The organism is Deltaproteobacteria bacterium (assembly GCA_016874735.1).
Lineage (GTDB): Bacteria > Bdellovibrionota_B > Oligoflexia > Oligoflexales > CAIYRB01 > CAIYRB01.
This window is the reverse complement of the sequence record VGTI01000038.1, coordinates 1-22,701: the sequence shown is the minus strand read 5'-3', so window position 1 is coordinate 22,701 and position 22,701 is coordinate 1. Positions and strand designations below refer to the sequence as shown.

The 22,701-nt window shown below is 55.5% G+C and carries 22 protein-coding genes; 12 read left to right on the top strand and 10 right to left on the bottom strand.

Going from position 1 to position 22,701, the window contains the following annotated elements:
• Positions 1-30 precede the first annotated feature (30 nt).
• From FJ146_14045 to FJ146_14030, 4 genes are read left to right on the top strand one after another with little or no spacing between them, the layout of a single operon-like run.
• Complete coding sequence (locus FJ146_14045) at positions 31-942, top strand: carotenoid biosynthesis protein (GenBank protein MBM4253089.1); 912 nt, start codon at positions 31-33, stop codon at positions 940-942.
• A complete protein-coding gene (locus FJ146_14040) occupies positions 873-1,670 on the top strand; it encodes a hypothetical protein (GenBank protein ID MBM4253088.1) in 798 nt (265 codons plus the stop codon). Before FJ146_14045 ends, FJ146_14040 begins: the two co-directional genes overlap by 70 nt.
• Entirely contained in the window at positions 1,615-2,781 is a 1,167-nt protein-coding gene (locus tag FJ146_14035; protein ID MBM4253087.1) for a glycosyltransferase, read from the top strand. The genes FJ146_14040 and FJ146_14035 overlap by 56 nt, the downstream gene beginning before the upstream one ends.
• 34 nt (positions 2,782-2,815) lie before the next feature.
• A complete protein-coding gene (locus FJ146_14030; protein MBM4253086.1) occupies positions 2,816-3,556 on the top strand; it encodes a hypothetical protein in 741 nt (246 codons plus the stop codon).
• 17 nt (positions 3,557-3,573) lie between these two features.
• On the opposite strand, the gene FJ146_14025 is transcribed toward FJ146_14030, so the two are convergent.
• Together FJ146_14025 and FJ146_14020 are read right to left on the bottom strand one after the other, a co-directional pair.
• Positions 3,574-4,308 (bottom strand): SDR family oxidoreductase, encoded by a 735-nt coding sequence (locus FJ146_14025; GenBank protein MBM4253085.1) that lies wholly within the window; start codon positions 4,306-4,308, stop codon positions 3,574-3,576.
• A 100-nt stretch (positions 4,309-4,408) separates the two neighbouring features.
• A complete protein-coding gene (locus FJ146_14020; GenBank protein ID MBM4253084.1) occupies positions 4,409-4,873 on the bottom strand; it encodes a hypothetical protein in 465 nt (154 codons plus the stop codon).
• A gap of 115 nt (positions 4,874-4,988) precedes the next feature.
• Here FJ146_14020 and FJ146_14015 point away from each other — a divergent pair, with 115 nt between their 5' ends.
• Positions 4,989-5,966, top strand: coding sequence for a class I SAM-dependent methyltransferase (locus FJ146_14015; GenBank protein MBM4253083.1), 978 nt, complete (start codon positions 4,989-4,991; stop codon positions 5,964-5,966).
• Here FJ146_14015 and FJ146_14010 read toward each other — a convergent pair.
• Positions 5,953-6,189, bottom strand: a complete 237-nt coding sequence (locus tag FJ146_14010; protein MBM4253082.1) for a hypothetical protein — start codon at positions 6,187-6,189, stop codon at positions 5,953-5,955. The two genes, FJ146_14015 and FJ146_14010, sit on opposite strands and share 14 nt — an antisense overlap.
• Positions 6,190-6,440: 251 nt before the next feature.
• On the bottom strand, positions 6,441-8,543 hold the full coding sequence (locus tag FJ146_14005) for an elongation factor G (protein ID MBM4253081.1): 2,103 nt from the start codon (positions 8,541-8,543) through the stop codon (positions 6,441-6,443).
• A gap of 212 nt (positions 8,544-8,755) precedes the next feature.
• Between FJ146_14005 and FJ146_14000 the strand changes: the two genes are divergently transcribed.
• On the top strand, positions 8,756-10,117 hold the full coding sequence (locus FJ146_14000) for a hypothetical protein (GenBank protein MBM4253080.1): 1,362 nt from the start codon (positions 8,756-8,758) through the stop codon (positions 10,115-10,117).
• A gap of 19 nt (positions 10,118-10,136) precedes the next feature.
• Here the strand turns inward: FJ146_14000 and FJ146_13995 are convergent, their stop codons facing one another.
• The 3 genes from FJ146_13995 to FJ146_13985 all read right to left on the bottom strand — a co-directional run bounded on the left by FJ146_13995 (position 10,137) and on the right by FJ146_13985 (position 12,427).
• Positions 10,137-11,573 (bottom strand): protease, encoded by a 1,437-nt coding sequence (locus FJ146_13995; GenBank protein ID MBM4253079.1) that lies wholly within the window; start codon positions 11,571-11,573, stop codon positions 10,137-10,139.
• 94 nt (positions 11,574-11,667) lie between these two features.
• Positions 11,668-12,012 (bottom strand): zinc ribbon domain-containing protein, encoded by a 345-nt coding sequence (locus FJ146_13990; GenBank protein MBM4253078.1) that lies wholly within the window; start codon positions 12,010-12,012, stop codon positions 11,668-11,670.
• 106 nt (positions 12,013-12,118) lie between these two features.
• Positions 12,119-12,427: an integration host factor subunit beta gene (locus FJ146_13985; GenBank protein ID MBM4253077.1), complete on the bottom strand. Its 309-nt coding sequence runs from the start codon at positions 12,425-12,427 to the stop codon at positions 12,119-12,121.
• Between the two features lie 113 nt (positions 12,428-12,540).
• Between FJ146_13985 and FJ146_13980 the strand changes: the two genes are divergently transcribed.
• Genes FJ146_13980 through FJ146_13970 form a run of 3 tightly spaced genes read left to right on the top strand, consistent with a single transcriptional unit; the run spans position 12,541 to position 15,588 of the window.
• Positions 12,541-13,518, top strand: coding sequence for an acetyl-CoA carboxylase carboxyltransferase subunit alpha (locus tag FJ146_13980; GenBank protein MBM4253076.1), 978 nt, complete (start codon positions 12,541-12,543; stop codon positions 13,516-13,518).
• The gene (gene aroA, locus FJ146_13975; GenBank protein ID MBM4253075.1) at positions 13,484-14,863 is read left to right on the top strand and encodes a 3-phosphoshikimate 1-carboxyvinyltransferase; all 1,380 of its coding nucleotides are present in this window, start codon (positions 13,484-13,486) and stop codon (positions 14,861-14,863) included. Before FJ146_13980 ends, aroA begins: the two co-directional genes overlap by 35 nt.
• Positions 14,864-14,895: 32 nt before the next feature.
• Positions 14,896-15,588, top strand: coding sequence for a (d)CMP kinase (locus tag FJ146_13970; GenBank protein ID MBM4253074.1), 693 nt, complete (start codon positions 14,896-14,898; stop codon positions 15,586-15,588).
• 835 nt (positions 15,589-16,423) lie between these two features.
• Here the strand turns inward: FJ146_13970 and FJ146_13965 are convergent.
• The gene (locus tag FJ146_13965) at positions 16,424-17,758 is read right to left on the bottom strand and encodes a hypothetical protein (protein ID MBM4253073.1); all 1,335 of its coding nucleotides are present in this window, start codon (positions 17,756-17,758) and stop codon (positions 16,424-16,426) included.
• Between the two features lie 70 nt (positions 17,759-17,828).
• Between FJ146_13965 and FJ146_13960 the strand changes: the two genes are divergently transcribed.
• A complete protein-coding gene (locus FJ146_13960; protein ID MBM4253072.1) occupies positions 17,829-18,323 on the top strand; it encodes a hypothetical protein in 495 nt (164 codons plus the stop codon).
• Positions 18,324-18,377: 54 nt separating this feature from the next.
• On the opposite strand, the gene purH is transcribed toward FJ146_13960, so the two are convergent.
• Entirely contained in the window at positions 18,378-19,970 is a 1,593-nt protein-coding gene (purH, locus tag FJ146_13955; protein ID MBM4253071.1) for a bifunctional phosphoribosylaminoimidazolecarboxamide formyltransferase/IMP cyclohydrolase, read from the bottom strand.
• A gap of 16 nt (positions 19,971-19,986) precedes the next feature.
• Positions 19,987-21,294, bottom strand: coding sequence for a replication-associated recombination protein A (locus tag FJ146_13950; GenBank protein MBM4253070.1), 1,308 nt, complete (start codon positions 21,292-21,294; stop codon positions 19,987-19,989).
• Positions 21,295-21,427: 133 nt separating this feature from the next.
• Between FJ146_13950 and FJ146_13945 the strand changes: the two genes are divergently transcribed.
• Positions 21,428-21,739 (top strand): hypothetical protein, encoded by a 312-nt coding sequence (locus tag FJ146_13945; GenBank protein ID MBM4253069.1) that lies wholly within the window; start codon positions 21,428-21,430, stop codon positions 21,737-21,739.
• A gap of 96 nt (positions 21,740-21,835) precedes the next feature.
• Positions 21,836-22,701 (top strand): TGS domain-containing protein (locus FJ146_13940; GenBank protein MBM4253068.1); only part of this gene is annotated, 866 nt, incomplete at its 3' end.

Genomic DNA, 22,701 nt, shown 5'->3' with positions numbered 1-22,701 from the left:
CGATCCGAATCTTTGCATTGGGGACTTCGAATGGCTGGACAACTGCAACATTATAACAGTCCTACGCTAAACCGCGTGGCTAAGTGGGTCCTCATCGTATCGGCGGTGATTGCGTTGGTGTCGGTGTTCGGATTCAAGTTTTTTACTTTGAATCCGGAGTTACTTGCTCGTTTCGACTGGGCCATGGCTCTGTATCCCTATTCATATAAAGCCTTTGCGCAGGCACAAATATTCACCGGTTGGTTGGCTGCTGTGCTCATGCTGACATCACGCGTGAAGTGGTCGTGGCTTGGTGCTTTTTTGGCGGTCTATGCGATCTCGCTCTTCAGCGAATTTTCTGGGACTAGTTGGGGACTTCCCTTTGGTCACTATGAGTACACCGATCTCCTGGGCTTCAAGATTCTCGACAAAGTGCCATGGCTGATACCCATGAGCTGGTTTTTCATGGGCTTTGCTGCCTACCGACTGACCATTGCTCTGCTTGGCCCGAGCGCAGCGCTTACGGGGTTTTCTGCGACCACGAGTCGCCTGTTGCTAGCCACCGGCGTGCTCCTACTTTGGGATGTGACCCTAGACCCAGCCATGAGCAAGACGACTCCATTTTGGATTTGGGAACAGGATGGTAGCTACTATGGCATGCCGGCGCTGAATATTTTTGGCTGGGCAGTGACCGGTTTCGCCATCATGATCGCGATCGACAGGCTCTTTGGTCCGGTGCGGGCTAAACAGGTACCGGCTCAGTTTTTCGTCGGGCTTTATGCCACAAACCTTATTCTACCACTGGGACTTCTTGCAGCAGTGGAAGCCTGGATTCCCCTAGGTCTAACGATTGCCATGGGATGGCTCCTCTTTAGGCTGGGACGCTGGCTGGGATGGCATGCCATCCCTCGCATCAAAATGCGTCAAGACCTGTCTCAGACGGAGACCCATGCACCAGCGTGACAACTGCCGCGCCAGCAACTTTTAGAGATGCGGATGCTCGGGTGGCTCGGAATTACCGGTGGGCTCGAGCCGTTTTTGACTGGTTTTTACGTCGCATGGCGCGGTCCGACTTTCACGCGGTTAGGGTGATAGGGCAGTGCCCAGAATTGGCACCTGGTGCGCGAGCGATTTTTGTCGCCAATCATTGTGGCTGGTGGGATGGGCTGCTGCTGTTACTCCTCCAGCGCCGATTTTTTCCTGGGTTGCCTGTGTATTCGGTGATGTTGGCGCGGGAATTTGGTGCCACCTTCTGGTTTCGCCTTATAGGCTGCATACCTATCACGCCTGGCAGCACTGGCTCCGTTAGGCGGCTGCTTCGTCGTCTGAGCCAGCTCAATCGAGAAAACGCTGATTCTGGTTACATATGCAGTTATTTTCCTCAAGGGGAGATCAGGCCTAGCTTTGCTAGGCCGCTCAAGTTTACAAGCGGCCTACGCGCTGTCGCTAACGCCGTCGCGCCAGTGACGCTGATACCCATCGCATTTCACTACGAGCCTATGACCCAGCGTAAGCCTGAAGCTTTGATCGCTTTTGGTCAACCGATGGCACACCATGGGGACCCATTGGATCTACAGCTCGTTGAGCGACTAGTGACGGACGCGCTAGACGGCCTGCAAAGAGAATTAAGTATTCATGGTGAGCACCTGTTCAGCGAGGGTAGGGGGCCATCGTATGTTAGTCTGGTGTAGTTTAATGCTAACCGTGGTTTTTGTACTGATTGCCTTAGCGAACGTACTGGCTGCACCTCGTTTATCAAAATCAAAAAAACTTTCCTTAGGCAAACAGCCTTTTGTTAGCGTTCTTGTTCCAGCCCGTAACGAGGCACACCAAATTAGCGCCTGCATCGGCTCATTACTGGCAAACCAGTATTCTGACTTTGAGGTAATCGTTGGCGACGACCAATCCACCGATGGGACTGGGGCAGTCGTTGCCGCCATGATCAATGAGCGCGCTGCCGCGCTCGGCCCGACACTCAAGTTGCTGACGATCAATCAGCCACCACCACTGGGTTGGACTGGCAAGGCTCGTACCTGTCAGGAGCTCGCGAACCAGGCTAGGGGAGAAATACTTGTATTCTGTGATGCGGACGTAAATGCCGCGCCGGAAGCACTTGCTGGAACGGTGGCGCTACTCAACGGATACCGTGCAGATACACTCAGTGCGCTCCCGCGGCAACTCGGTGGCAGCGCGTTGGTTCAGGCGCTGGTAGCCGTAGTGACACAGTTTTCCATCTTGATCTCGCTACCACTGATGGTGATTCCGAGGTCCAAAAATCCATCGCTTGCCACTGGCAATGGTCAATGGATGGCATGGCGCCGTTCGGCCTACCTTGAAATCGGTGGTCATGAAGCCGTCAGAACCTCGCGGATCGAAGATGTCGCGCTCGCTCGTTTAGTTAAAGAGCAAGGTTTGACGTTGATCGTGGCTTTGGCAACTCGCGAGCTCACGGTGCGGATGTATGAAAGTCTTGCAGCCGCTCGGCTAGGATTTCGTAAGAACTTGTTTGCCCTCCTGGGTGACTCGTGGGTCGCTGCGTGTGCATCCCTAGTGACAACTGTTGCTCTTTTGCTAGCTCCAATCTTGGCTCTTGCGACCGGCTCTCTAGAAGCTGGCGTCGCACTCTTGAGCCTTAATTTAGTTCTGTTGTTAGCCCAACGCCTAGCGTTCCGCACCCCCTGGTCGGCGCTGGTGCGCTTGCCACTTGGCATAGTCGTGGCTATGGTGGTTTTGTGTGAGTCGGTAGTCTATAGTCGGCGCGGCGTCTTGGTTTGGAAAGATCGGTCCTTGGTTGTTGAGTGACCGCTTTGAATCTCTCACAGTGAGGTTTTGGGTAATGAATAAAAAACATTTTAGTTTAGTTGGTATATTAGCATTTAGCCTTTCAACATTTGGTTGGGCAAAGCCGCCGTCAACGGGCCCTAATGCGCCCATCACGGCAGAAGAGCAAGCCGCAATCCTGAATAAGATTCGCCCACGCCTTGAGGCACTAGGAGGAAGTTCGGATAGTAAAGTGGTCGTCGAACGTGCAAAGCTAACTTACTTTATTGGCCAATATAGCTCCAAAGATGAGGATAAACTCAACTCATTCCGGCAAGGCCTCGTTGCCCTTGAACCTGCTGCCGCCGAAGGTAAAGACCCGGATGCCGTGCTGATCTGGGCGGCAAATGCAGGCGGCGTGGCAAGCATCGAACGCAACCTCGACGCCCTCAGGCTCATGGATAAAATTGAAAAACGACTTCTCACCCTCAGTGAGAAATTTCCCTCCCACGAATCTGGCGCAGCCTACCGCGCTCTAGCGGCCATCTATTTCAACGCACCAAGTCTTATCTCCGTGGGCTCGAGTAAGAAAGCTGCGCAGTATGCCACTAAGGCTTACTCCCTAGACCCTAACAGTCCGGCCAACATGCTGATGATGGCACGCGTCGAAGCTGATCAAGGCAACAAAACGCGCGCCGCCGAGCTTTACCGCGAAGTTTTACAGCGCGCCAAAGCCGATCTTTATCCCCTAGATTATGCTGCCTGGCACAACGAGGCAGTGACCGGCCTGGACGATGCCGGCGCCCTCAACTCCTAACCTCGTAAAGCGTGCCACTAGCCGCGGGAGCGCAGGCTCCCCAGGCCACCATCGACCCCGATCACTTGCCCAGTGATCCACGTCGACTCACCTACCAGCAGAAACTCGGCCATCGCGGCAATATCATCAGCGGTGCCGAGGCGTCCCAGGGCGTGCATGGCTAGCGACGCTTTGCGGGCTACCTCGGAGCTCGTTATGCGCTCGGTAAGCGGCGTGTCGACCAGTCCGGGTGCGATGCAATTGACGCGGATGCCTCTAGCAGCATAGGTGGCAGCAGCCGAGAGGGTAAGCCCCGACACAGCACCCTTAGCCGCAGCGATGGCCTCATGATTTGTCAGACCAATCCTCGCTGCGGCTGAGCTAAATAGCACGATCGATCCACCCGTGCTCTGCATCACTTTCGCGGCGCCGGCCACCGTAGCGAAAGCCGTCTTGACGTTGGCCGCCAGCACGGCGTCTAGTTCGTCCTCTTTGGTGAGATGGGCTGGCTTTAGCAGTAGTGATCCCGCACAGCATACGACGCCATCGAGACCGCCCAGATTCTCTGCCGCCTGTACACTTGCGTTGACGATACTGTTGTAATCTCCAGTGATGCGCAGTGCCATCGTCTCCAGGCGTCCTGCTAGCTCTTCCAAGCGATTGTGATCGCGTGCCGCCAGAGCCACATGGTGATGGGCATCCATGAGGCGCTCAGCTAACTTCTGCCCGATACCGCTGGTAGCACCAATGATGAGCACCTTTTTAGTTGCCATACCGCCGCCCTCTCTCAAGTTTTTGTGACCTGTAAGCGACGGTATGTGCTTCCAGTCGGGCGGTCAATGCAAAATGCTACGGCTTAGCTGCAGGCGATCTTCATTCCCCAGACTGCGATTCAAGCGTGTGTAAGTCCAAACTTTCATGCACCTTAGCCCATCCCATCATGTGACCTAGGGCAATGATGCTGATACCGCTCAAGATGGTCTCAGTTGTGTGCATCCAGACTCCCGTAAGGCAAACGACCGCGCCTATTGTTTGTGTGATCAGATTGAACGGGTGTGCGTGCAGTATGGCGATCTTACCCAGGGTTGTGTCTGCAATGGCATCGACGTGGGCGTGCCGCACCGACAGGTGCCCAAAAATGCGGCCGACAAGCACGACAGCAAGGGCCAGAGGCCACTGATGATTCCATAGGAAGAAAAAGCCCCAGGTCCAACTGACTAAGTAGAAAATCATCGAAACCGGGTGACTTCCCCTAATTAGAATGCGCTCGATCAAAGAAAACTCATGCGCTGCCGCAGGCTTCGCGTAGCCACTGGCCTGAATTTGAACATTTCCCATGGTAAACCTCCCAGTTCCTAGTCATGAGAGCCAAATGGCTCACTACCCCCAAGCAGTTCAACTTCCATGCCAGCACTTATAATTTCCAAGTAACCGATGGTGTACGGTGTGGCTCATGTGTGTTAAGGAACCGGCCATCAATCTGGAGGTGATTAAGCCGATGGACCTAGTCTTCGAACCTAAGCACAAATCTACGGATCCGGATCCGGCGCAGCTACCGGCCCATAGCAAAATCAGCTTCACTGCTAAACTCGTTGCCTACTGTCGTCTAGCCTCCGATATTCCCTATGCAAGCGAAGTCGCTGAACGCATCGGCGCCCAAGCTGTCTACGAGCATATGCTCGGAACCACCTCTCTCGATCCCACTGCCCTTAATTGGTTCGATGCACTGCTCGAAGCCCGCTACAAGAGCCTCTCTGCGGCCGTCGTGCGCAGTGGAGTCAGTCAGGTAATCGAGTTTGCCAGTGGCGTTGCTCTCCGTGGCCTCGCGATGTCCCGCAATACTCAACTGACTTATGTGGAGACAGACCTGCCAGACCTGTCGCAGGAGAAGGTGGCGCTCAGCGACGCGATTCGCAGCACTCATGGCCTCCCGCATCCGCCAAACCTGCATTACCGCAGCTGTAACATCATGTCGTGGGACGAAATTGAAGCTGTCCTAAGTCTTCTGGATCCGAGTCAATCAGTCGCCATCATTCACGAAGGGCTCTTACCCTATCTGATGCCCCAGGAAAAAGAGGTTGTGGCAGCCCATGTAGCCCGGATCTTAAGGGAGTTTGGCGGCGTGTGGATTTCGCCCGATTTTGTCACAATGGACGAGGCTATGGGGAGTTTTTGGCGGGATAGCTCTCTGACTGGGATGACTGAGTCGATCACGCAGCAAACTGGGCGTAGTTTTGAACAGGGTTGCTTCAGGACCCAAGCCGACATTGATCAGCTACTTGACCGCCACGGTCTCGTAGGCACCTCACAGCTACAGGTGGACGGTAGCTTTGTGCTCAGCTGTCTTAAACAAAGACCATTGCCTAACGATCAGCTCCATGAACTAACGCAGCGTCTCACCCTGATGGAGATCAAACTCAGTCGTTCATAAGGGCAGCGAGCTGACGGTCAATAGCGTCGGCGTAGGCCGTCATCGTATGAACTAGCGGGGATTTGGACTTAAGAGGTGTCGCCTCCGCTGGCAAACGTGCGCCTGCACAGCCAGCGTGCACCCTCTGCTGATGAACAGAGGTGTTGTTTGTCACGAGCTTCAGTCGTACTCCGCTGCCAGCAGTACTGAGGTGAGCCCTCTTAGTTTTATCCTTGGTGGTCATGCTACAGGTGTCGGTAGGAAACCGTTGGAGCTTGAGTTAGCTGGTCCACTTAATTGTTGGTAATGGTTAATTTCACTAGTTATAACAGATGGTTATTGAGCTTCACCTGAACTTGAGTTCGGGCGATCCACTAGCTGTAGTGAAACTAGGTAGTTGCATCTCAACTACCAACAATTAAGTGGATCAGTTACTAAAAAAAGCCCCGTAGCCATCGCTGACTACGGGACTCTCGTCAACTAACTCAACTGACCTTACTTGTTACCTTTGGCCTGGTCTTCCCGGTACTTGGAAACGATCTGCTCCTGGATGCTCGATGGCACCGGACGGTATTTTGCAAACTCCATGGAGAAGTTAGCTTTACCCTGGGTGGCCGACCGGAGGTCGGTCGAGTAACCAAACATCTCAGACAGCGGCACTTCGGCGATGATGACGGCGTAATCATCACGCATGTCGCTACCGAGCAGCAGACCACGACGGGACGACAGGTCACCCTGAACCGTACCTTGGAAGTCGCTTGGGGTCTCAACTTCGACGCGCATGATCGGCTCTAGTAGAACCGGCTTAGCAGCGAGGAATGCCTCTTTGAACGCTGCACGAGCAGCAATCTTAAACGCCATCTCGGAGGAGTCAACAGGGTGGAAACCACCGTCGTTGAGGTTGATCTGAGTACGGATTACCTGGAAGCCACCGAGAGGACCTTTGACGATCGACTCGTTGAAGCCTTTTTCACAGCCAGGGATGAATTCTTTTGGAATCGCACCACCGACGATGTTGTTCTCGAACTTGAAGTTGATCTCGGAGTCTTCCGACAGCGGCACTAGTTGACCAACAACGTGTGCGTACTGGCCCGAACCACCGGTCTGCTTCTTGTGTTTGTAGTCAAAGTTAGCTGGTAGGGTTGGTGCCTCGCGGTAGTTAACCTTCGGCTGACCAACGACTACGCTCGCTTTGTATTCACGCTTGATGCGCTCGACGTAAATCTCAAGGTGCAACTCGCCCATCCCTTTGATGATGGTCTCGTTGGACTCTGGGTCGACGAATACGCGGAAGGTTGGGTCTTCCTTCATGAAGCGGTTGAGTGCTTTCGAAACCTTAACGAGGTCGTCTTGCTTCTCAGGCTTGAGAGCGAGTTCGATCACAGGCTCAGGGCAGAAGATAGACTCCATCGCAACGTTGATGTTTTCGTCGCAATAGGTGTCACCGGACGCGCATTCGACACCGACCATAGCAATAATGTCACCAGCCGATGCGACATCGATCTCTTCTTTGTCGGCTGAGTGCATGCGCACCAAGCGACCGATCCGCTGTTTCTTCTGCAGACGCGGGTTGTACGCAGTGTCGCCTTTCTTCAGCGTCCCTTGGTAAATCCGTGTGTAGGTCAGCTGGCCGTACTGGTCGTCAGAAATTTTGAATGCCATCGCCACGAGCGGTAGCTTGGGATCGGACAAAACTTCGATCTTCTCGCCTTTGTCGAGGTCGGTACCGAAGTTTGGAACTTCTGTAGGACTCGGCAGGTAACGGCCGACTGCATCTAGAAGCAGCTGAACGCCGCGGTTTTTGTAGGCCGAGCCCATAAATACCGGGGTCAACTCACGCTTAATAGTCGCATGGCGCACCACTTTATTGATCATGTCTTCGGGAATCTCTTTCTCTTCGAGCATGAGTTCAGTCATCTCATCGGAGAACATCGAGATCTTGTCGAGCATGATGCCGCGGTATTCGTTAGCCTTTTCCAAATATTCTTCAGGAATCGGAGCTTCGCGAATGCGCTCACCCTTTTCGCCTTCGAAGAAGAAAGCCTTCATCTTGACGAGGTCGATTTCACCATCGTGATCGCCTTCGAGACCGATAGGAATCTGCATCATGACCGCATTGTGGCCCAGCTTCTCACGGAGCATGCCAGTGACGCGGTAGGGGTTGGCCCCTTGGCGGTCAAGCTTGTTGATGAACGCCAAGCAAGGAACGCGGTAGCGCTTCATCTGGCGGTCTACTGTGATCGACTGCGACTGAACGCCCGACACACCGCAAAGTACCAGAACCGCACCGTCAAGTACACGCAGCGAGCGCTCTACTTCGACCGTAAAGTCGACGTGCCCGGGGGTGTCGATGATGTTGATTGCGAAGTCTTTCCAGCCCACGGTCGTCGCAGCGGAGGTAATCGTGATGCCCCGCTCCTTCTCAAGCTCCATGTGGTCCATGGTCGCACCGTCGCCGGTCGTACCACGAACTTCCTGAATCTTGTGGATCCGGCCGGTGTAGAAGAGGATCCGCTCGGTGAGCGTCGTCTTGCCCGAATCGATGTGAGCTGAAATGCCGATGTTACGGACAAATTCCATTTTACCTGTTGATGCCATGCGCGAACACCCTGTTACTAATGAGAAAGGTCCCAACTTTTACTGCGATACCATGAAGCCAGCATGAGTACCAAGGTAACCCGTCAATCTCAAGCAAAAAATTCCGACCCGTCTCCAATCGCCCCAAAGTCTTGCCATGCGACATCGCTAAACTTTTGCTCCCAATCCCACGAAAAGGAGTAGGCGGAAATTACCCACATCGTGGTGCGGACATGGTGAGCCGACTGAAAATCAAACTTTTCGAAGCGGAGGGGCGCAAGGGCTCCACCCCTCTCAGAGGCGCTTCCGAGGCAGCTCCAGTGTCGGCGAGCGCCGCGCAGCCACTCGTTTCACCACCCTCTGCCCAGGGTCCCACCCAACTCGCCTTCGTCGTCGCTGAGCCGGCCGACAATGAGGCCTACTGGGACGGGTACGACACCCAAGTGGGGGACCATGGCCAAGCTGATTTCACCGCCCTCAGCAGCCCCGGTGCAGCGGAGCGTCTTAGCGCTAAACGGCTGGGTCTGATTGGCGCTGTGTCCCTGCTCATCGTAGCCGGTGCCTTTGCCGGCTTCATCTTCTACCTGGGGGAAGACAACCCATTCCAGTCTGAGCTAGCCCCTTTTTTCGACGCCCTGTTTGGCGCCGCGGAGACCACCGCGGATGAAGAGGCCCCGGCACCAGCCAAGGCCAAAAAGACCGCGGCAAAACCCGCCCCAGAGTCAGCCGTCGCCACGGCAGCACCGCCGAATCCGGTGGAACTTCCAAAGCTAGACGCAAAGCGCGACATTGAGCGCATTTATACATCACTGCCCAACCCTCTACCAAAATCCGATATCCCCGAGACTACCCCTGCGCCTAGCGGTGACTCGACGGAAAAATCAACGGACACGGCAACGGAGGACAAGGCAGCGGATGGCGACAAAGCCACCATCGACGGCACCAGTCAGGAGACTGCCGAGGTCAAAACTGAAACCGCAGCCAACAGCACGGCAGATGGCAAGTCAGAGGGTCAAGATAACAGGAGCCAAGCCAGCGTTACCCAGGACAACGAGGGGAAAGGTAAGGCCGCCGGCGAAGACTTTGACCCAGCGCTTGCCGAAGCGATGGACCATGAATACGTGTACCAACACTACCGGGCAATCCAGGAAATTCGCGCGTCCCAAATCAAAAAAGCAGCGGTCCTCCTGCGTCAAGGTTTGGTGGATCGCAAGTTTTGGAACCGCATGTATGCAGCCATCGGGTTGGTCGAATTTGGCGTCATGGTGACGGAGCAAGAACTCATGATTGCTTGCGAAGAGACCCGCTCGGAGCTAATCGCCAGCTTCTTCAGGCGCTTCACGAAGGCCCCTAACGCCGCGCAGGTTTACGTGATGCGGCACATCCTGCGGTTTGCCGATACCCGGGGCCGCCTTGTGCTGCTTGAAGGGATCTTCAGGTATAAAGATGAATTCCGCGCCAATTACATCATGGCCGCGACCATGGATCGGTCCCCTAAAATTCAAGCTTGGGCCAACTCTGCCCTAAAGCGTCTGCGTTTACCTAAAGAAAGACTCGGTAAACTGCGTGAGGAGATTGGTCGCTACAAGCAATGAGCTCTTGGTCCAACCGCAGTTAACGCGGTGCTCCGAGCTTGAAACTAGGCGTGGTAGCCTGCCGCGTTGCCGGTGTGGCGAGAATACCCCGCGCCATCAGGTCGATCACTTGGGCGCGGCTCTGTTTGCCATAGGTACCCTGGAATACAGCCATCCCAGCGGCAACGATGGCGGAAGCCGCCGAAGTACCCCGGTGGGTTTCGCCGTCGGAGAATTTGACCTCAGACGAGATCACCTGCAACTCAGGTTTGGCCTTAGTGCCAGCGGCTGCGGGCATCTTACCGCTGTAATCGACATCACTCGCCCCAACGGTAAGCACGGTGGCGTTATCGGCCGGGATGCCAACGCTATTGTCGCTCGGGGTATCAAGCACGACGATGCCCTCTCCGTCGATACTGAGTCTCAGCTGCGATGCGCCCTTGAAGTTACGACTGATGGCCTCGACCCGCAGAAGATAGGTCCCTGCGTTGACCATCGTCGTGACGGTCTCACGCGGATAGGCCGAGTAAAGCGGATCTGATTTATTACCCGCTGGCCCGCTTTGGCGCAGGCGGCCGACGCCAAGCTGATTGTGATAAGCATCTTCCAGCACGAGATCCAGATCCTGGTCGGTGGCAAAGTTGGAGGTATCGCGGTTGTCGTTCCAGCTGAGGGCAATCGCCACCCGCGTCTGGTCTTTGGGCACCGTGAAACGCACAAACCGGCCCTCGTGAGGTAGCGTCACCGAGACGCCGTCGGCATTAATATTTACCGCGCTATTATAGGTCGAGCGCCCCATGTTGCCAGCAGCATTGATCCAAAGGACGCCGGCCTTGGTAGCTCGGTTCACCTCGGTATTAATGAAGCCGCGGCCGTCGAAATTGCCAAAGTACTGCCAGACCTGGGCGTAGAGCACGATATCAATCTTACGCTTAATAACCTCGTCAACGGCCTGTTTGAAGTTACTAAACCCGTAGGTATTCATGAGAATAATTTCTGGCCCGTCAATGTCTTCATCATAGCGACTCTTACCCGTGGCTAGCGCATAAACAATTTCGGCCAGTTTAGTCCCGTGGGTGGTACTGTCCATTTGATCCAGAGCCGATTTGACGAGCTCTGTGTCTGGGGGTAATCGCTTCCCCAGGCTGTATTTGAGTCCAGAAAAGCCATTGTCGAGTACAGCAACTTTAACCTTCTTGCCGTGCTTACCGAGGCGGTGATAAGCCCCGAGGCCAAGCGACTCGATCAGAGCTTGCTGGTTCACCAGGTACGAGTTGCCGTCCTCTTGCTCGATGACGGAGGCGACGGTACGTTTCCCATCGAGTGCTGTCGACGCTGGTGTCGCCGGCGACTCCGGCTCAACCTGAGCCACTGGGGTGGTGCTCGGTTCGTTCCGTCTGCCGAACAGATCTTTGTCCGACCCACAAGCCACCGAAACGGCAGCAGTTACGAGCAAACATGCGGACAAACGAGGCATGCCGGACTCCCTTATGGGTTTCATACAAGCCGGCATACTACGCTTTTTTAATAAAAAAGCAATAAATTTTATTAATGTATTAAAATATCAATTATTAGTGTTTGTGTCCACAGCCCCCGGCAGCACAGCCACCACCGTCTTTGGCCGGACTTGGTGGCGTCGCAGGGGGGGTGTCGCTACTAGCGCTGCTCTCACTGCTAGAGCTCGAGCTTGAGCTCGCCGATCCACTGGCAGCGGGGCTATGCGCCTTGTTGCTTCCGCCACGGAAATCCGTGACATACCAGCCGCTTCCCTTCAAGATAAAGCCTGTCCGGCTGAGTAGCTTGACCAGCGGGCCTTTGGCACAGGCTGGGCATTCAGCAGGCGCAGGGTCATCCACCTTTTGTAGGACTTCCTGTACCGAATTGCAGGCTTTGCACTCATATTCATAAATGGGCATCGGCGCTAACTCCAGGCTCAATAATAGAAGTAACGCCGCCAATGCAGCGTTACTGAGAGACCTCTATTTGCGACCGAGGCGGCCCCTTGTCAAGGGACTAAGGGACTTAACGACCAGATTTTACCGGCGTGGGTGGAAATGCTGAGTCCACACGCTGCTTCAGCTCCATCCCGGTCTTCCAAAACGGCAGACGTTTCGGTGGGACCGTGATCCGCTCACCGGTCTTGGGGTTACGACCTTCGTACGCTTTGTATTCGCGCACGGTGAAGGCGCCAAAGCCCCTGATCTCAACGCGGTGGCCGGCGCAAAGGGTGTCGCCGACGGCGTCAAAAAACAGGTCGACAATTTCCTCAGCCTTGGCCAAGGTGATATCAGCTCGTTCCGCCAAACTTTCGATCAACTCTGACTTGACCATTGCTCTCCCTTTCTATTCAGCAGCACTCTTATGATAACAAGATCTGAACGATCTTGGCAACTTAATCGACTTATGGGATAACAGGTTCTTTCCAAGACCAATGGTGAGTAAACATGGAATACATTCCTCTAGAGAAGCCGATTGCCGATCTTGAAAACCGTATAGACGAGCTCCGTCGCATGGCCACGGTACAGTCCGTCAACCTCGATGGTGAGATTCGTGACCTCGAGGATCAGGCGCACAAGTTGCGCCGTGAGATGTTCACACGTCTGACAGCGTACGAAACGACGCAGCTGTCGAGGCACCCACGGCGCCCAAACACCCTCGAGCTTATCAGCGCTCTGTGCTCAGACTTTGTCGAATTGCACGGCGACCGTAACTTTTTCGACGATCCAGCCATCGTTGCTGGCCTTGCCACTTTTGAAGGTAAGTCGATCGTCGTGATCGGCCATCAAAAGGGTCGCGGCACCAAGGACAACATCTACCGCAATTTTGGCATGCCACGCCCCGAGGGGTACCGCAAAGCGCTCCGCATCATGAATATGGCGGAACGCTTTGGGCTACCGATCCTCACCTTTATTGATACCCCAGGTGCGTATCCGGGTATTGGCGCTGAGGAACGTGGCCAATCTGAGGCGATTGCCAAAAACATCATGATCATGTCGACCCTTAAGGTACCCATCATCACGATTGTCGTCGGTGAGGGTGGTAGTGGTGGTGCTCTTGCCCTTGGTGTCGCCAACAAAGTGCACATGCTGCGCTACGCGATCTACTCCGTGATCTCGCCCGAAGGCTGCGCCTCGATATTGATGAAGGACGCATCCAACGCGGCAGCGGCGGCTGAAGCCTTGAGGCTAACCGCTACAAATGCTGCAGATCTAGGAGTCATCGACTCGATCATTGAAGAGCCAGAGGGTGGCGCTCACCGCAGTATCGAGGTGACAGCCCGAAACATCCGCGCGCAAATCATCGCTGACCTAGCAGAACTCGGGCGTAAATCTGGGCCAGAGCTACGGGAGCACAGGATGCAGAAGTTCATGAATCTTGGCTTTGTCGATGACGGGCGGAAAGTGCTCAGTGATGTCCAGTAAGCGCACCCCACAACTGGTCACGGTGCGGCCTTGGGATGACGGGCGGGCCTGGTCTCTCCAGAGCGAGATTCTGTGTCCGCCGGACAAGTCGGTGACCCATCGCTCAGTAATGCTGGCGGCGATGGCTAGGGGTGAGAGCGAAATTGTCTACCCGCTGATGGGCGCCGACTGTCGCTCCACAATGGCTGTGTTCCGCGCTTTGGGTGTGACCATCGAGGGCGACACTGGGGGTAGCGCCGGTGCTACTGTGCGCGTCAGCTCCCCAGGCTGGGACGGTTGGCGCTCGCCGCTGACACCTCTTGATTACGGTAACAGCGGGACGACGGCCCGCCTCTTGACAGGGCTTTTTGCAGCGACCCCAGGCTTATTCGTCTCATGTTTTGGCGACGCTAGTTTGAGCACCAGGCCCATGGGACGTGTAGTAACACCGCTGCGCGCCATGGGAGCCAAAATTCTGGGGCGTGATGACGGCCGCCTTTTGCCTATGGCCGTGTATGGTCAACCACTGAAGGCCGCCAATCACACGGTCGATAAGGCCACGGCGCAGGTCAAATCGGCTCTGATCCTGGCTGGCCTCAACTGTGAGGGGCAGACTCAGGTCACTTTACCTGGTGGCAGCCGAGATCACACTGAGCGCATGCTAGCAGCCCTAGGAGCCCCGATTGCTGTCACGAAGCAAGGGCCTAATGAAACGGTAACGGTCACAGGCCCATTCAGACCGGCGGCGCGCCGTCATTTGGTTCCCGGTGACCCCTCCTCCGCAGCGTTTTTTGCCGTACTGGCGGTCCTCAGCAGTGGCACTCTGGTGATCAAGGGCGTCTTGGATAACGACACCCGCACTGGCTTCGTTACGCTGTTGGAACAGATGGGCGCTAAGTTCGAACGCCGTCGTCTTGTCGATCGTCCCGGTTACCTTGAACCGGTGATGGACCTGGTCGTCCACGGCGCGCGTGAGCTGAAGGCAATCGAGACCGATCCAGCTGCGGCTCCCACGTTTATTGACGAGGTACCAATTTTAGCCGTGGCAGCCATGTTTGCATCCGGCAAGTCGCGACTACGCGGGCTTGGTGAACTACGCGTCAAAGAATCCGACCGTCTATCTAAAGTCGTCGAGCTCCTGACCGTTGCTGGCGCCCGAGTCTGGACGGAGGGTGATGACCTCCTTATCGAGGGGCCCACAGAGCAGGTTCAGCCTTTTGTCTTCGACCCTGCTGAAGACCATCGCCTGGCCATGGCAGCTTCCATACTGGCTAAATTTGCTCACGCTCCCTGTCGCATTGCCGACCCCCAGTGTGTGGCTGTAAGTTTCCCGGATTTCTTTGAAGTTTTGGCCAGCCTAGGTTAGTTTCTTAGCCTATCCTTAGATGAGGAACGAACTTGAGTCAGCACAGACCGAAAATAGTCGCGGTTGATGGGCCAGCAGGGTCCGGTAAGAGCAGCATCTGTGACGCGGTAAGTCACCGACTCGGCTGGACCTACATCAATACCGGTGCCTTGTACCGGGCCGTAGGGTTACTTGCTCTCGGGCGCGGCATCGATCTCAACGACAGTGTGCGCATTGCCGCAATGGTTGATGAAATTGCTCCCGGTCTTACCTGGCGCGGCGATGACCGGACTCTTTGGTTTGAAGGGCGTAACCTGAGCCTGGCCATGAACTCTGAGCAAGCTGGCTACGCCGCCAGCAAGGTGGCCAAGCAGGCGGCGGTCCGAGACTGCCTTTTACCAGTCCAGCGGCAGTTGACTTTGTCGGCTCCCGCAGGGGCATTAGTCGACGGCCGTGACATTGGCACCGTAGTATTTCCGGATGCAGACCTTAAGATCTTCGTCACAGCGAGCTTGGAGGAGCGCTCACGTCGGCGTCTCCAACAACTCGGCTCAGACGCCGAGGTGCAGTCCATTGAGGACATTCGAGCCGGGATCGCCAAGCGTGACGAACGCGATCAGGGGCGCGACACCGCACCGCTCAAGCAAGCCGACGACGCCGTCGTGCTTGATACGAGTGACTTGTCGATGGAAGATTCGATCTTGGCCATGATCCGCTTGCTCAAAGGACGTGGTTTAGTCGATTGAGCACCGACAATGGTGCGCTTTTTAGGGTGCTTAGCCTCTTTAGAGCACGGAGCCGCAGCGGTGCGCTTTGCCACTGCTTTAATACGGCGCGTTGCCGCGCCGCCGCGCTGCCTTCTATTGTGAGTCTTTGGTACCACAGTCTTCAGGTCGTCGAGGCGCCTCAGTAGCTCTAGCTCAGTCGTTGCGCGAGCAGCACCAGCCTCTTGGCTCTCTTGCCGCACGATCCGCAGCGTCGCCGCAAGCTCCGTCACCTGCTTCTGCAGTAACTCTAGGTGGACCGTCTGCCGCTGCATCTGCAGCAGAAGGGATCCGTTCAGCTCGGTTTGGCTAGCTAGCAATTGGCGGAGTCGGCCTTCAACACCAAGGCTGGTCTCCCTATGCTGGTCAGTGATCCCTTGAGCTTGATCGAGTACGCGTCTTAACTCCGTCGTCACCTGCACGGTAGCTGAGCTGATATCACCACGAATCACCGTGGTTAGTTGATCGGGGATTGACTGCAAATAATCGCTGAGGCGTTCACTGTGCTCGAGTAGTTCAGCGGTGGCTTCACTGACGAGGCTAGCAGATTTTTGCTGGGAGGCCGTCGCCCGCGTCCACGCCAAATACGACTCAACATCGGCCTGCCTGTAAACCGGGCTTATATAACGTCCACGTCTGATGCGACCCACCCGCAGCTCCCGTCCGGAGATCTGGGTCAGGCGCGAGCGTTTGATGCCAAGCTGATCCATAACGGCGTCTGCGTCGAGCGAGAAGTCACCGCAGTAGTCCTCGTCACCGCGCAACCAGACGACCAGTGGTAGGTCTGCAGCCGGTGCTTCATCGTTCCGTTCGTCCATTAGTTGACTCGTCTCGATTTGATGGTCCAGTCTTTGAGCGTTCTGAACGTCGTCAAGTGCTGCGAGTCGTTAAGATTCTCAAAGAAAAGCTTCAGCGACATATTATGCTCGCCCTCAGAGAATTTTGTCATATCAAAATAAAGCGCCAAGTTGACTGGACTACTGCCGAGTTCCCCCGGTTTATCATTACTCCGCGTTAAGACCGCGCTGCCAGGGACATTCTCTTGGTAGAAGAGGGGGACACTCTTGCGCTTGCGCATTTCGTCGGATGGATTGATCTCCATGTAGAGTATGCGGTCTGCACTAGCGGCGGTGATCCAGTAGGTTTCCTGTGGCTCTGGTCGAGTAGTTAGGAAGTCGAGGATGCCAGACTTTTTGTGCCGCGGCATATTGGTTTCGACCTTGTAGGTCTCCGGATTTTCTCTGAGTGCCATACCGTAGTAAAACCCTGAGCCTGGGTTTAGGTTTTTGGCCCCGTCGAGCGGATTGTAGAGAATCGCTGGCAGATACACGGCATTGGAGAAAAAGCTAACCTCCGTATACATGCCGAGCTCAAAATTGAGTTTGAGAAAGTTGTAAACAAAGCTGATCCTAATGATCGACCGTATCGGACCGATCTTGTAGGCCTCGAGCTGACTCTGGATGGACCGATGACTAGCTTCGACGGTCAAAAAGTATTTGAGGTCGGCCTTCATAAAGAAGGTGGTCGAGTCGATGAGCGGCACGAACTCTCGCTCGGGCAGTTGCTCCGTACCCCTTTTCACCATCTCCACCCTTTTGGCCACGAGCCAGTTCTTCTGATCAAACTGGTAGCGGTAGCGAGACGTCGTCACTTCGGCGCGTTGGCGATCAAAATTGACGTACTGACGCGGTGAAAGCGGCGGCGCGTTGCTGAAGTAGACGCCAAGATAGACTGCACCCTCTTTATCACCAGGTGTATTGGGATCTGGGTAGGTGATTTTGATTTCGATGACGATCGGTGGTTTCCCAACCTCGGTCCAGTCACTGGGAGGCGTCGCAGGTCCGACGTCGTCACCCATAAAACTCAGCTCGTCCTGCGGATCGAAGATCCCAGTGCCGGTATTAGCCGTGACATCGCCCCCATCAGGCAGGACGTAATCACCCCAGTCGTTAATTTCATCAATCTGAAACGGTATCACCACGGCCTTGCCGCTGGAGCTAGCACGGAATAGGCGGTACATACCGATAGGGTAGTGAGTCAGCCACTTAACCGAGTCGCCCTTAATGACTATGGGCGCCGAATGAATAGCTGCCCAAGCTGAGTGGCTCCAGCTCCCTATCAGCAGCAGCAATGCGGCAAGAAATCGTCGCAATCAACAGTCCGGAGTTGGTTAAAGATTCTTCTCTATTTCGGTTGTTCTTAAATATAGTTAAAATCATGGCATGCGTCGACCCCTGGCTAACTTTTTAATCCCGTTGCTCAGTGTGGGCCTTCTTGGTCTCGCGGGAATGCCTATCCTACAACTCCGGCTACCCGTTACTTGGCAGGTTACGAGCAGCCGCAGTGTTGGTGGTAACGCCACTACGGTTACGGAATCATTTCGCGAGACTTGGACTCTGGAGGCGGGGGCTAGCGGTATGGCGAATTTAACGTCGCCGCGAGCCACTGTGCCTGTCTACAGCGAGACCACGGAGCCCTTGCAGTCGTCGGCCTATACTTCGGTCGCAATCAAACAGGGTGATTTAGCCAAACTCCTCGGCATTTCAGTTACTCCTGAAGTCGACTTTGATGAAGGTGCTCAAATTAGAAAGAGCGACAGGTTGGTCTTCATCCAGCTCAGTCGCTCCGACCGGCAGGCTGTTGGTATCGTCCTGAACTGGTCTTTTGATCAACACTACGTCGTCAATATCGATGTCGGCACGCAGGTCACCCTCTAAGAGGACGGCACGTGCGTCGTTGTCCTCTGAGGGATATCGTGAGTTCCGTCGTCATTAGTGGCGGAAGTGTCTTTCGCCGGTAAACACCATGGCGATGCCGTGCTTGTTTGCCTCATCGATTGAGTCTTGATCGCGCTTGGACCCGCCTGGTTGGACAATCGCAGCGACCCCGTGACTGGCGGCAAATTCTACCGTGTCACTGAAGGGAAAAAAGGCATCGCTGGCGAGCACGCTACCCTTAACGCTGCGGCCTTCAGCTTCGGCTTTAGCGACAGCAATATTGGCTGAGTCAATGCGGCTCATTTGACCAGCCCCAATAGCAACCGTCACACCATCCTTAGCAAACACAATAGCATTCGACTTCACGTGTTTGGCGACAATCATCGCAAACTGCAGATCAGACATGGTCGAGGCATGCGGCTTAGTGGTCGTCACCGACTGCCACTTGGCGGGATCGAAGCTGCCAGTATCTTCAGACTGCACCAGCATAGCTCCGTAAACAGATTTCAGCTGCGCGCGAGAAATCCGGCTGCCCTGCCGTGCAAAGGCGGCACGAAGGATGCGGAGGTTTGGTTTTTTGCGCAAAATTTCGAGTGCCTCGGGACTAAAGTCTGGCGCGGCTACGCACTCAGTGAATAGACTGGTCACTGCCGTAGCCGTTGCGGCATCAACTGGACGGTTGAGGGCGATGATGCCACCAAAGGCCGACTTGGGATCGCAGCTCAGGGCACGCCGGAAGATTTCGGCCAACGCGGCCGTTGCGCTGGTGGCACATCCGCAAGGATTGGTGTGCTTGATGATCACGCAGGCTGGGTCGCTAAACTCAGCGGCCAGCGCCGTTGCGGCATCGAGATCCAGAATATTATTGTAAGAAAGTTCTTTGCCGCCCAGCAGTTCCACTGCTGCGAATCCCACGGCCGGCAGCGCCTCATCGGCGTAGAGCCCAGCAGCCTGGTGCGGATTCTCGCCGTACCGGAGCGGCTGACGCAGCTTGAGATGCACGGGGAGCGTTGCCTTGCTCTCGGTGTCTGCGTTGCTCGTCTCACTGGTGCCGCCCTGCCCGAGGTAGCTAGCAATCGAGTGATCGTATGCTGCGATTGTGGCAAAGGTCTTGACCGCCAACTTCAGCCGCAGCTCTTTAGGAACCTCGCCCTTGCCGAGTGCGGCAAGCACCGCGTCGTAATCGGAAGGGTCAATGACCGGCAGCGTAAAGCGCCAGTTCTTGGCCGCTGCCCGAAGCATCGTTGGGCCACCGATGTCGATGTGTTCAATAGCATCTTCGAGAGGCAGCTTTTTGGCGATGGCCTCAGCAGCAAACTGATAGAGGTTTACGACGATCAGATCGATACCTTTAATCCCATGCTTGGCCGCCTCAGCCACGTGAGCGCTTTGCCCTCTATCAAACAAAATCCCACCATGCACTTTTGGATGCAGAGTCTTGACGCGGCCACCAAGGATCTCAGGACTGCCGGTAAATTCCGCTACATCCGTCACCGGCAAACCATGCTCCCGCAGGAGTTTGGCCGTACCACCGGTCGAAAGAAGTCCTATACCGAGTTCGACTAAGCCACGGGCAAACGGTACCAGTCCCGACTTATCGGTGACTGAGAGTAGGGCGAGGCGCTGCTGCTGGGAATGTGACGACATGGGAGGCTCCTTCACGCTAAGTTTTGGTGGCTGGGCGGCCGGCGGCCTTCATGCGCTCTAAATTAGCTTTTAGTTGCGCCTCGACCCCGGAATTAATTGGCTCGTAATAACTTTTGTGGGCAAGTTCGCGCGGCAAGTAGCCGAGTCGTTGTGCCCCGGATGGATCATCGTGGGCGTAGACATACCCCACTCCGTAGCCAAATTCACGCATGAGTTTGGTCGGAGCGTTGCGGAGGTGCATTGGTATTTCCAGGGCACCAGTAGCCTCGACATCTACCAGAGCTTGATTGATGGCGACGTAGGCCTTGTTGCTCTTGGGTGAGGCAGCGAGATAGGTAGCGGCCTGCGCGAGCATGATACGGGCCTCGGGCATGCCGATGGCATGGACTGCCTGCATACAGCTTACAGCCAGAAGCTGTGCCGTCGGGTTGGCGTTGCCAATGTCTTCGCTGGCGGCGATCACCAGGCGGCGGGCGATAAACATCGGGTCCTCGCCACCCGCCAACATCCGCGCCATGTAGTACACCGCAGCATCGGGCTGGCTAGCGCGAATACTTTTGATCATTGCCGACACAAGATCGTAATGACTATCTGCATCACGGTCATAGCGGATATTCAGAGTCGGTGCGACTGCCGCTAGGCTCTCGATAGTGATGGCGCCCTGATCTTTGGGAGCTGCGCAGATGACGGCCTCGAGGAGATTAAGCGCTCTCCGGGCATCGCCATCGGCGGCCTTGGCAATCGCTTGAATAACATCGGTCCCGACATCTGTTCGCGGCAGGTTGCTGTCAGCGCCCTGCAGAGCTCCGACTAGAATCCGCTCCAAATCTTTGACCGCTAGGCTCTCCAGCTTGAACACGAGGGTGCGCGACAAGATCGCGTTATTGACGGTGAAGGACGGGTTTTCCGTCGTAGCGCCAATAAACTTAATGGTACCGGCCTCCAAGGCTGGTAGCAGGATATCTTGCTGGGCTTTGTTGAGGCGATGGATCTCATCCATAAAAATCAGCAGGGCTTTGTCGCCTATGGCTAAAAGCCCCTCGGAGCGGGATATCTGCGCCCTGATCTCCTTAACCCCGTGCTGCACAGCCGACATAAGCGCCACATCTCGCTCGGAGGCTCTGGCTATGACCTGCGCCAGGCTGGTCTTCCCAGTGCCAGGCGGACCCCAGAGTAGGAGGGAGGTGAATCTGTCGGCCTTGACCAGAGCCCATAATGGGGAATCAGGGCCCCAAATTTTCTCCTGACCGATGACGTCGTCGGGCCGCTCGGGACGACGGCGCACCGCGAGCGGTGCCGCCGAACCCTCTGACTTTCTTACCATCGATGAGCCTCCTTCAGTTTCGACCGTGGGCCGATTTGATCCGGCAATTAATGCCGCCCCATGACCGGCCGATAGAGAGAAAGTACCTAGCACATTTTTAGCTCAGCCGGCAGCGGCGAGGAGAGACGGTCACATGAAATTATCCATGCCATTCAAGCAGTATCTTGCTTTCCTGAAGGGCTATTCGAATGTGCCGTTAACGCTCAATCGGCTAACATTGCCCTTTGGCATCATCTCCGACGCCGAAGAGTCGACGACCCTACTGGTCGGCCATGTGCTCGATGACATGGCCTCGCGACTGCAGGGCGACGAGGCCGTAGATGCCATCGATGCCGTGGCTGCTGCCTATGACCTTGGTCATGAAAGGGCCGGCAGCTTCCTCGACCAAGCCCCGTACATCATGTCTAGGATGGCGAAAGAGCTCGGGATGGGTCACCTGCACTGAATTTTCTCGTAACCACAATTTGAGCTATTGCACCGACATGCTATACCAGTATCTCGGCGCCTTATCGGGCGTGGCCAAGCGGAACTGGGAGGAGTCATGGCGCAGGTGCATGTCCGTCTACCTGACGGATCTAAACGTTCTTATTCACCAGAAGCAACTTTTGCTGAGGTAGCTCAGAGCATTGGGGCCGGCCTAGCTAAGGCAGCGCTAGCTGTCAAAGCTAACGGTAAGCTGCTCGATCTATCGCAGCCAGTGCGGGTAGACACGGACCTTGAGATCTTGACCTCTAAGTCAGCCGACGGTCTCGAAGTGATCCGCCACTCCACTGCGCACGTCCTAGCTATGGCCGTGCAGAAGCTCTGGCCCGGGACGCAAGTGACCATAGGTCCAGTGGTAGATCATGGATTTTACTACGACTTTAAATTCCCCGATGACGTCAAAATTAACGACAAAGACCTGGAACGCATCGAGGCCGAGATGAAGGCCATCGTTAAAGCCGACCTCAAGATCGCTCGTGAAGTGGTGTCCCGTAACGAGGCTGTCCGCCGTTTTGAGCAGCTAGGCGAAAATTTTAAGGTCGAGCTCGTCAGCGCGATCCCGGAGACTGAGGATGTCTCCATCTACGGTATGGGTCAGTGGTTTGACCTCTGCCGTGGGCCGCACGTCCCAACCACCGCAAAGGTTGGAGCCTTCAAGCTGATGACGGTGGCTGGCGCCTACTGGCGCGGTGATGAGCGCAACGCACAGCTCACCCGCATCTACGGCACTGCTTGGGCTACACAGAAAGAGCTCGACGATTACCTGCACCGGCTGGAAGAGGCGAAAAAGCGCGACCACCGTGTACTCGGCAAGCAACTCGGTCTCTTTTCCTTCCATAAAGAAGCGCCGGCCAACGCCTTTTTCCACCCCGCAGGTGCCGCTGTCTATAACAAGCTGATGACGTTCATGCGGCGCAGCAATGC

Excerpts from the sequence above, each read along its gene's own strand:
- FJ146_13945 (MBM4253069.1), top strand. The coding sequence starts at position 21,428 with ATGAAATTATCCATGCCATTCAAGCAGTATCTTGCTTTCCTGAAGGGC.
- FJ146_14045 (MBM4253089.1), top strand. The coding sequence starts at position 31 with ATGGCTGGACAACTGCAACATTATAACAGTCCTACGCTAAACCGCGTG.
- FJ146_13950 (MBM4253070.1), bottom strand. The coding sequence starts at position 21,294 with ATGGTAAGAAAGTCAGAGGGTTCGGCGGCACCGCTCGCGGTGCGCCGT.
- FJ146_14020 (MBM4253084.1), bottom strand. The coding sequence starts at position 4,873 with ATGGGAAATGTTCAAATTCAGGCCAGTGGCTACGCGAAGCCTGCGGCA.
- FJ146_14015 (MBM4253083.1), top strand. The coding sequence starts at position 4,989 with ATGTGTGTTAAGGAACCGGCCATCAATCTGGAGGTGATTAAGCCGATG.
- FJ146_14025 (MBM4253085.1), bottom strand. The coding sequence starts at position 4,308 with ATGGCAACTAAAAAGGTGCTCATCATTGGTGCTACCAGCGGTATCGGG.
- FJ146_13985 (MBM4253077.1), bottom strand. The coding sequence starts at position 12,427 with ATGGTCAAGTCAGAGTTGATCGAAAGTTTGGCGGAACGAGCTGATATC.
- FJ146_13995 (MBM4253079.1), bottom strand. The coding sequence starts at position 11,573 with ATGCCTCGTTTGTCCGCATGTTTGCTCGTAACTGCTGCCGTTTCGGTG.
- FJ146_14000 (MBM4253080.1), top strand. The coding sequence starts at position 8,756 with ATGGTGAGCCGACTGAAAATCAAACTTTTCGAAGCGGAGGGGCGCAAG.
- FJ146_14030 (MBM4253086.1), top strand. The coding sequence starts at position 2,816 with ATGAATAAAAAACATTTTAGTTTAGTTGGTATATTAGCATTTAGCCTT.
- FJ146_13990 (MBM4253078.1), bottom strand. The coding sequence starts at position 12,012 with ATGCCCATTTATGAATATGAGTGCAAAGCCTGCAATTCGGTACAGGAA.
- FJ146_13960 (MBM4253072.1), top strand. The coding sequence starts at position 17,829 with ATGCGTCGACCCCTGGCTAACTTTTTAATCCCGTTGCTCAGTGTGGGC.
- FJ146_14040 (MBM4253088.1), top strand. The coding sequence starts at position 873 with ATGGCATGCCATCCCTCGCATCAAAATGCGTCAAGACCTGTCTCAGAC.
- FJ146_14035 (MBM4253087.1), top strand. The coding sequence starts at position 1,615 with ATGGTGAGCACCTGTTCAGCGAGGGTAGGGGGCCATCGTATGTTAGTC.
- FJ146_14010 (MBM4253082.1), bottom strand. The coding sequence starts at position 6,189 with ATGACCACCAAGGATAAAACTAAGAGGGCTCACCTCAGTACTGCTGGC.
- FJ146_14005 (MBM4253081.1), bottom strand. The coding sequence starts at position 8,543 with ATGGCATCAACAGGTAAAATGGAATTTGTCCGTAACATCGGCATTTCA.
- aroA (MBM4253075.1), top strand. The coding sequence starts at position 13,484 with ATGACGGGCGGAAAGTGCTCAGTGATGTCCAGTAAGCGCACCCCACAA.
- purH (MBM4253071.1), bottom strand. The coding sequence starts at position 19,970 with ATGTCGTCACATTCCCAGCAGCAGCGCCTCGCCCTACTCTCAGTCACC.
- FJ146_13980 (MBM4253076.1), top strand. The coding sequence starts at position 12,541 with ATGGAATACATTCCTCTAGAGAAGCCGATTGCCGATCTTGAAAACCGT.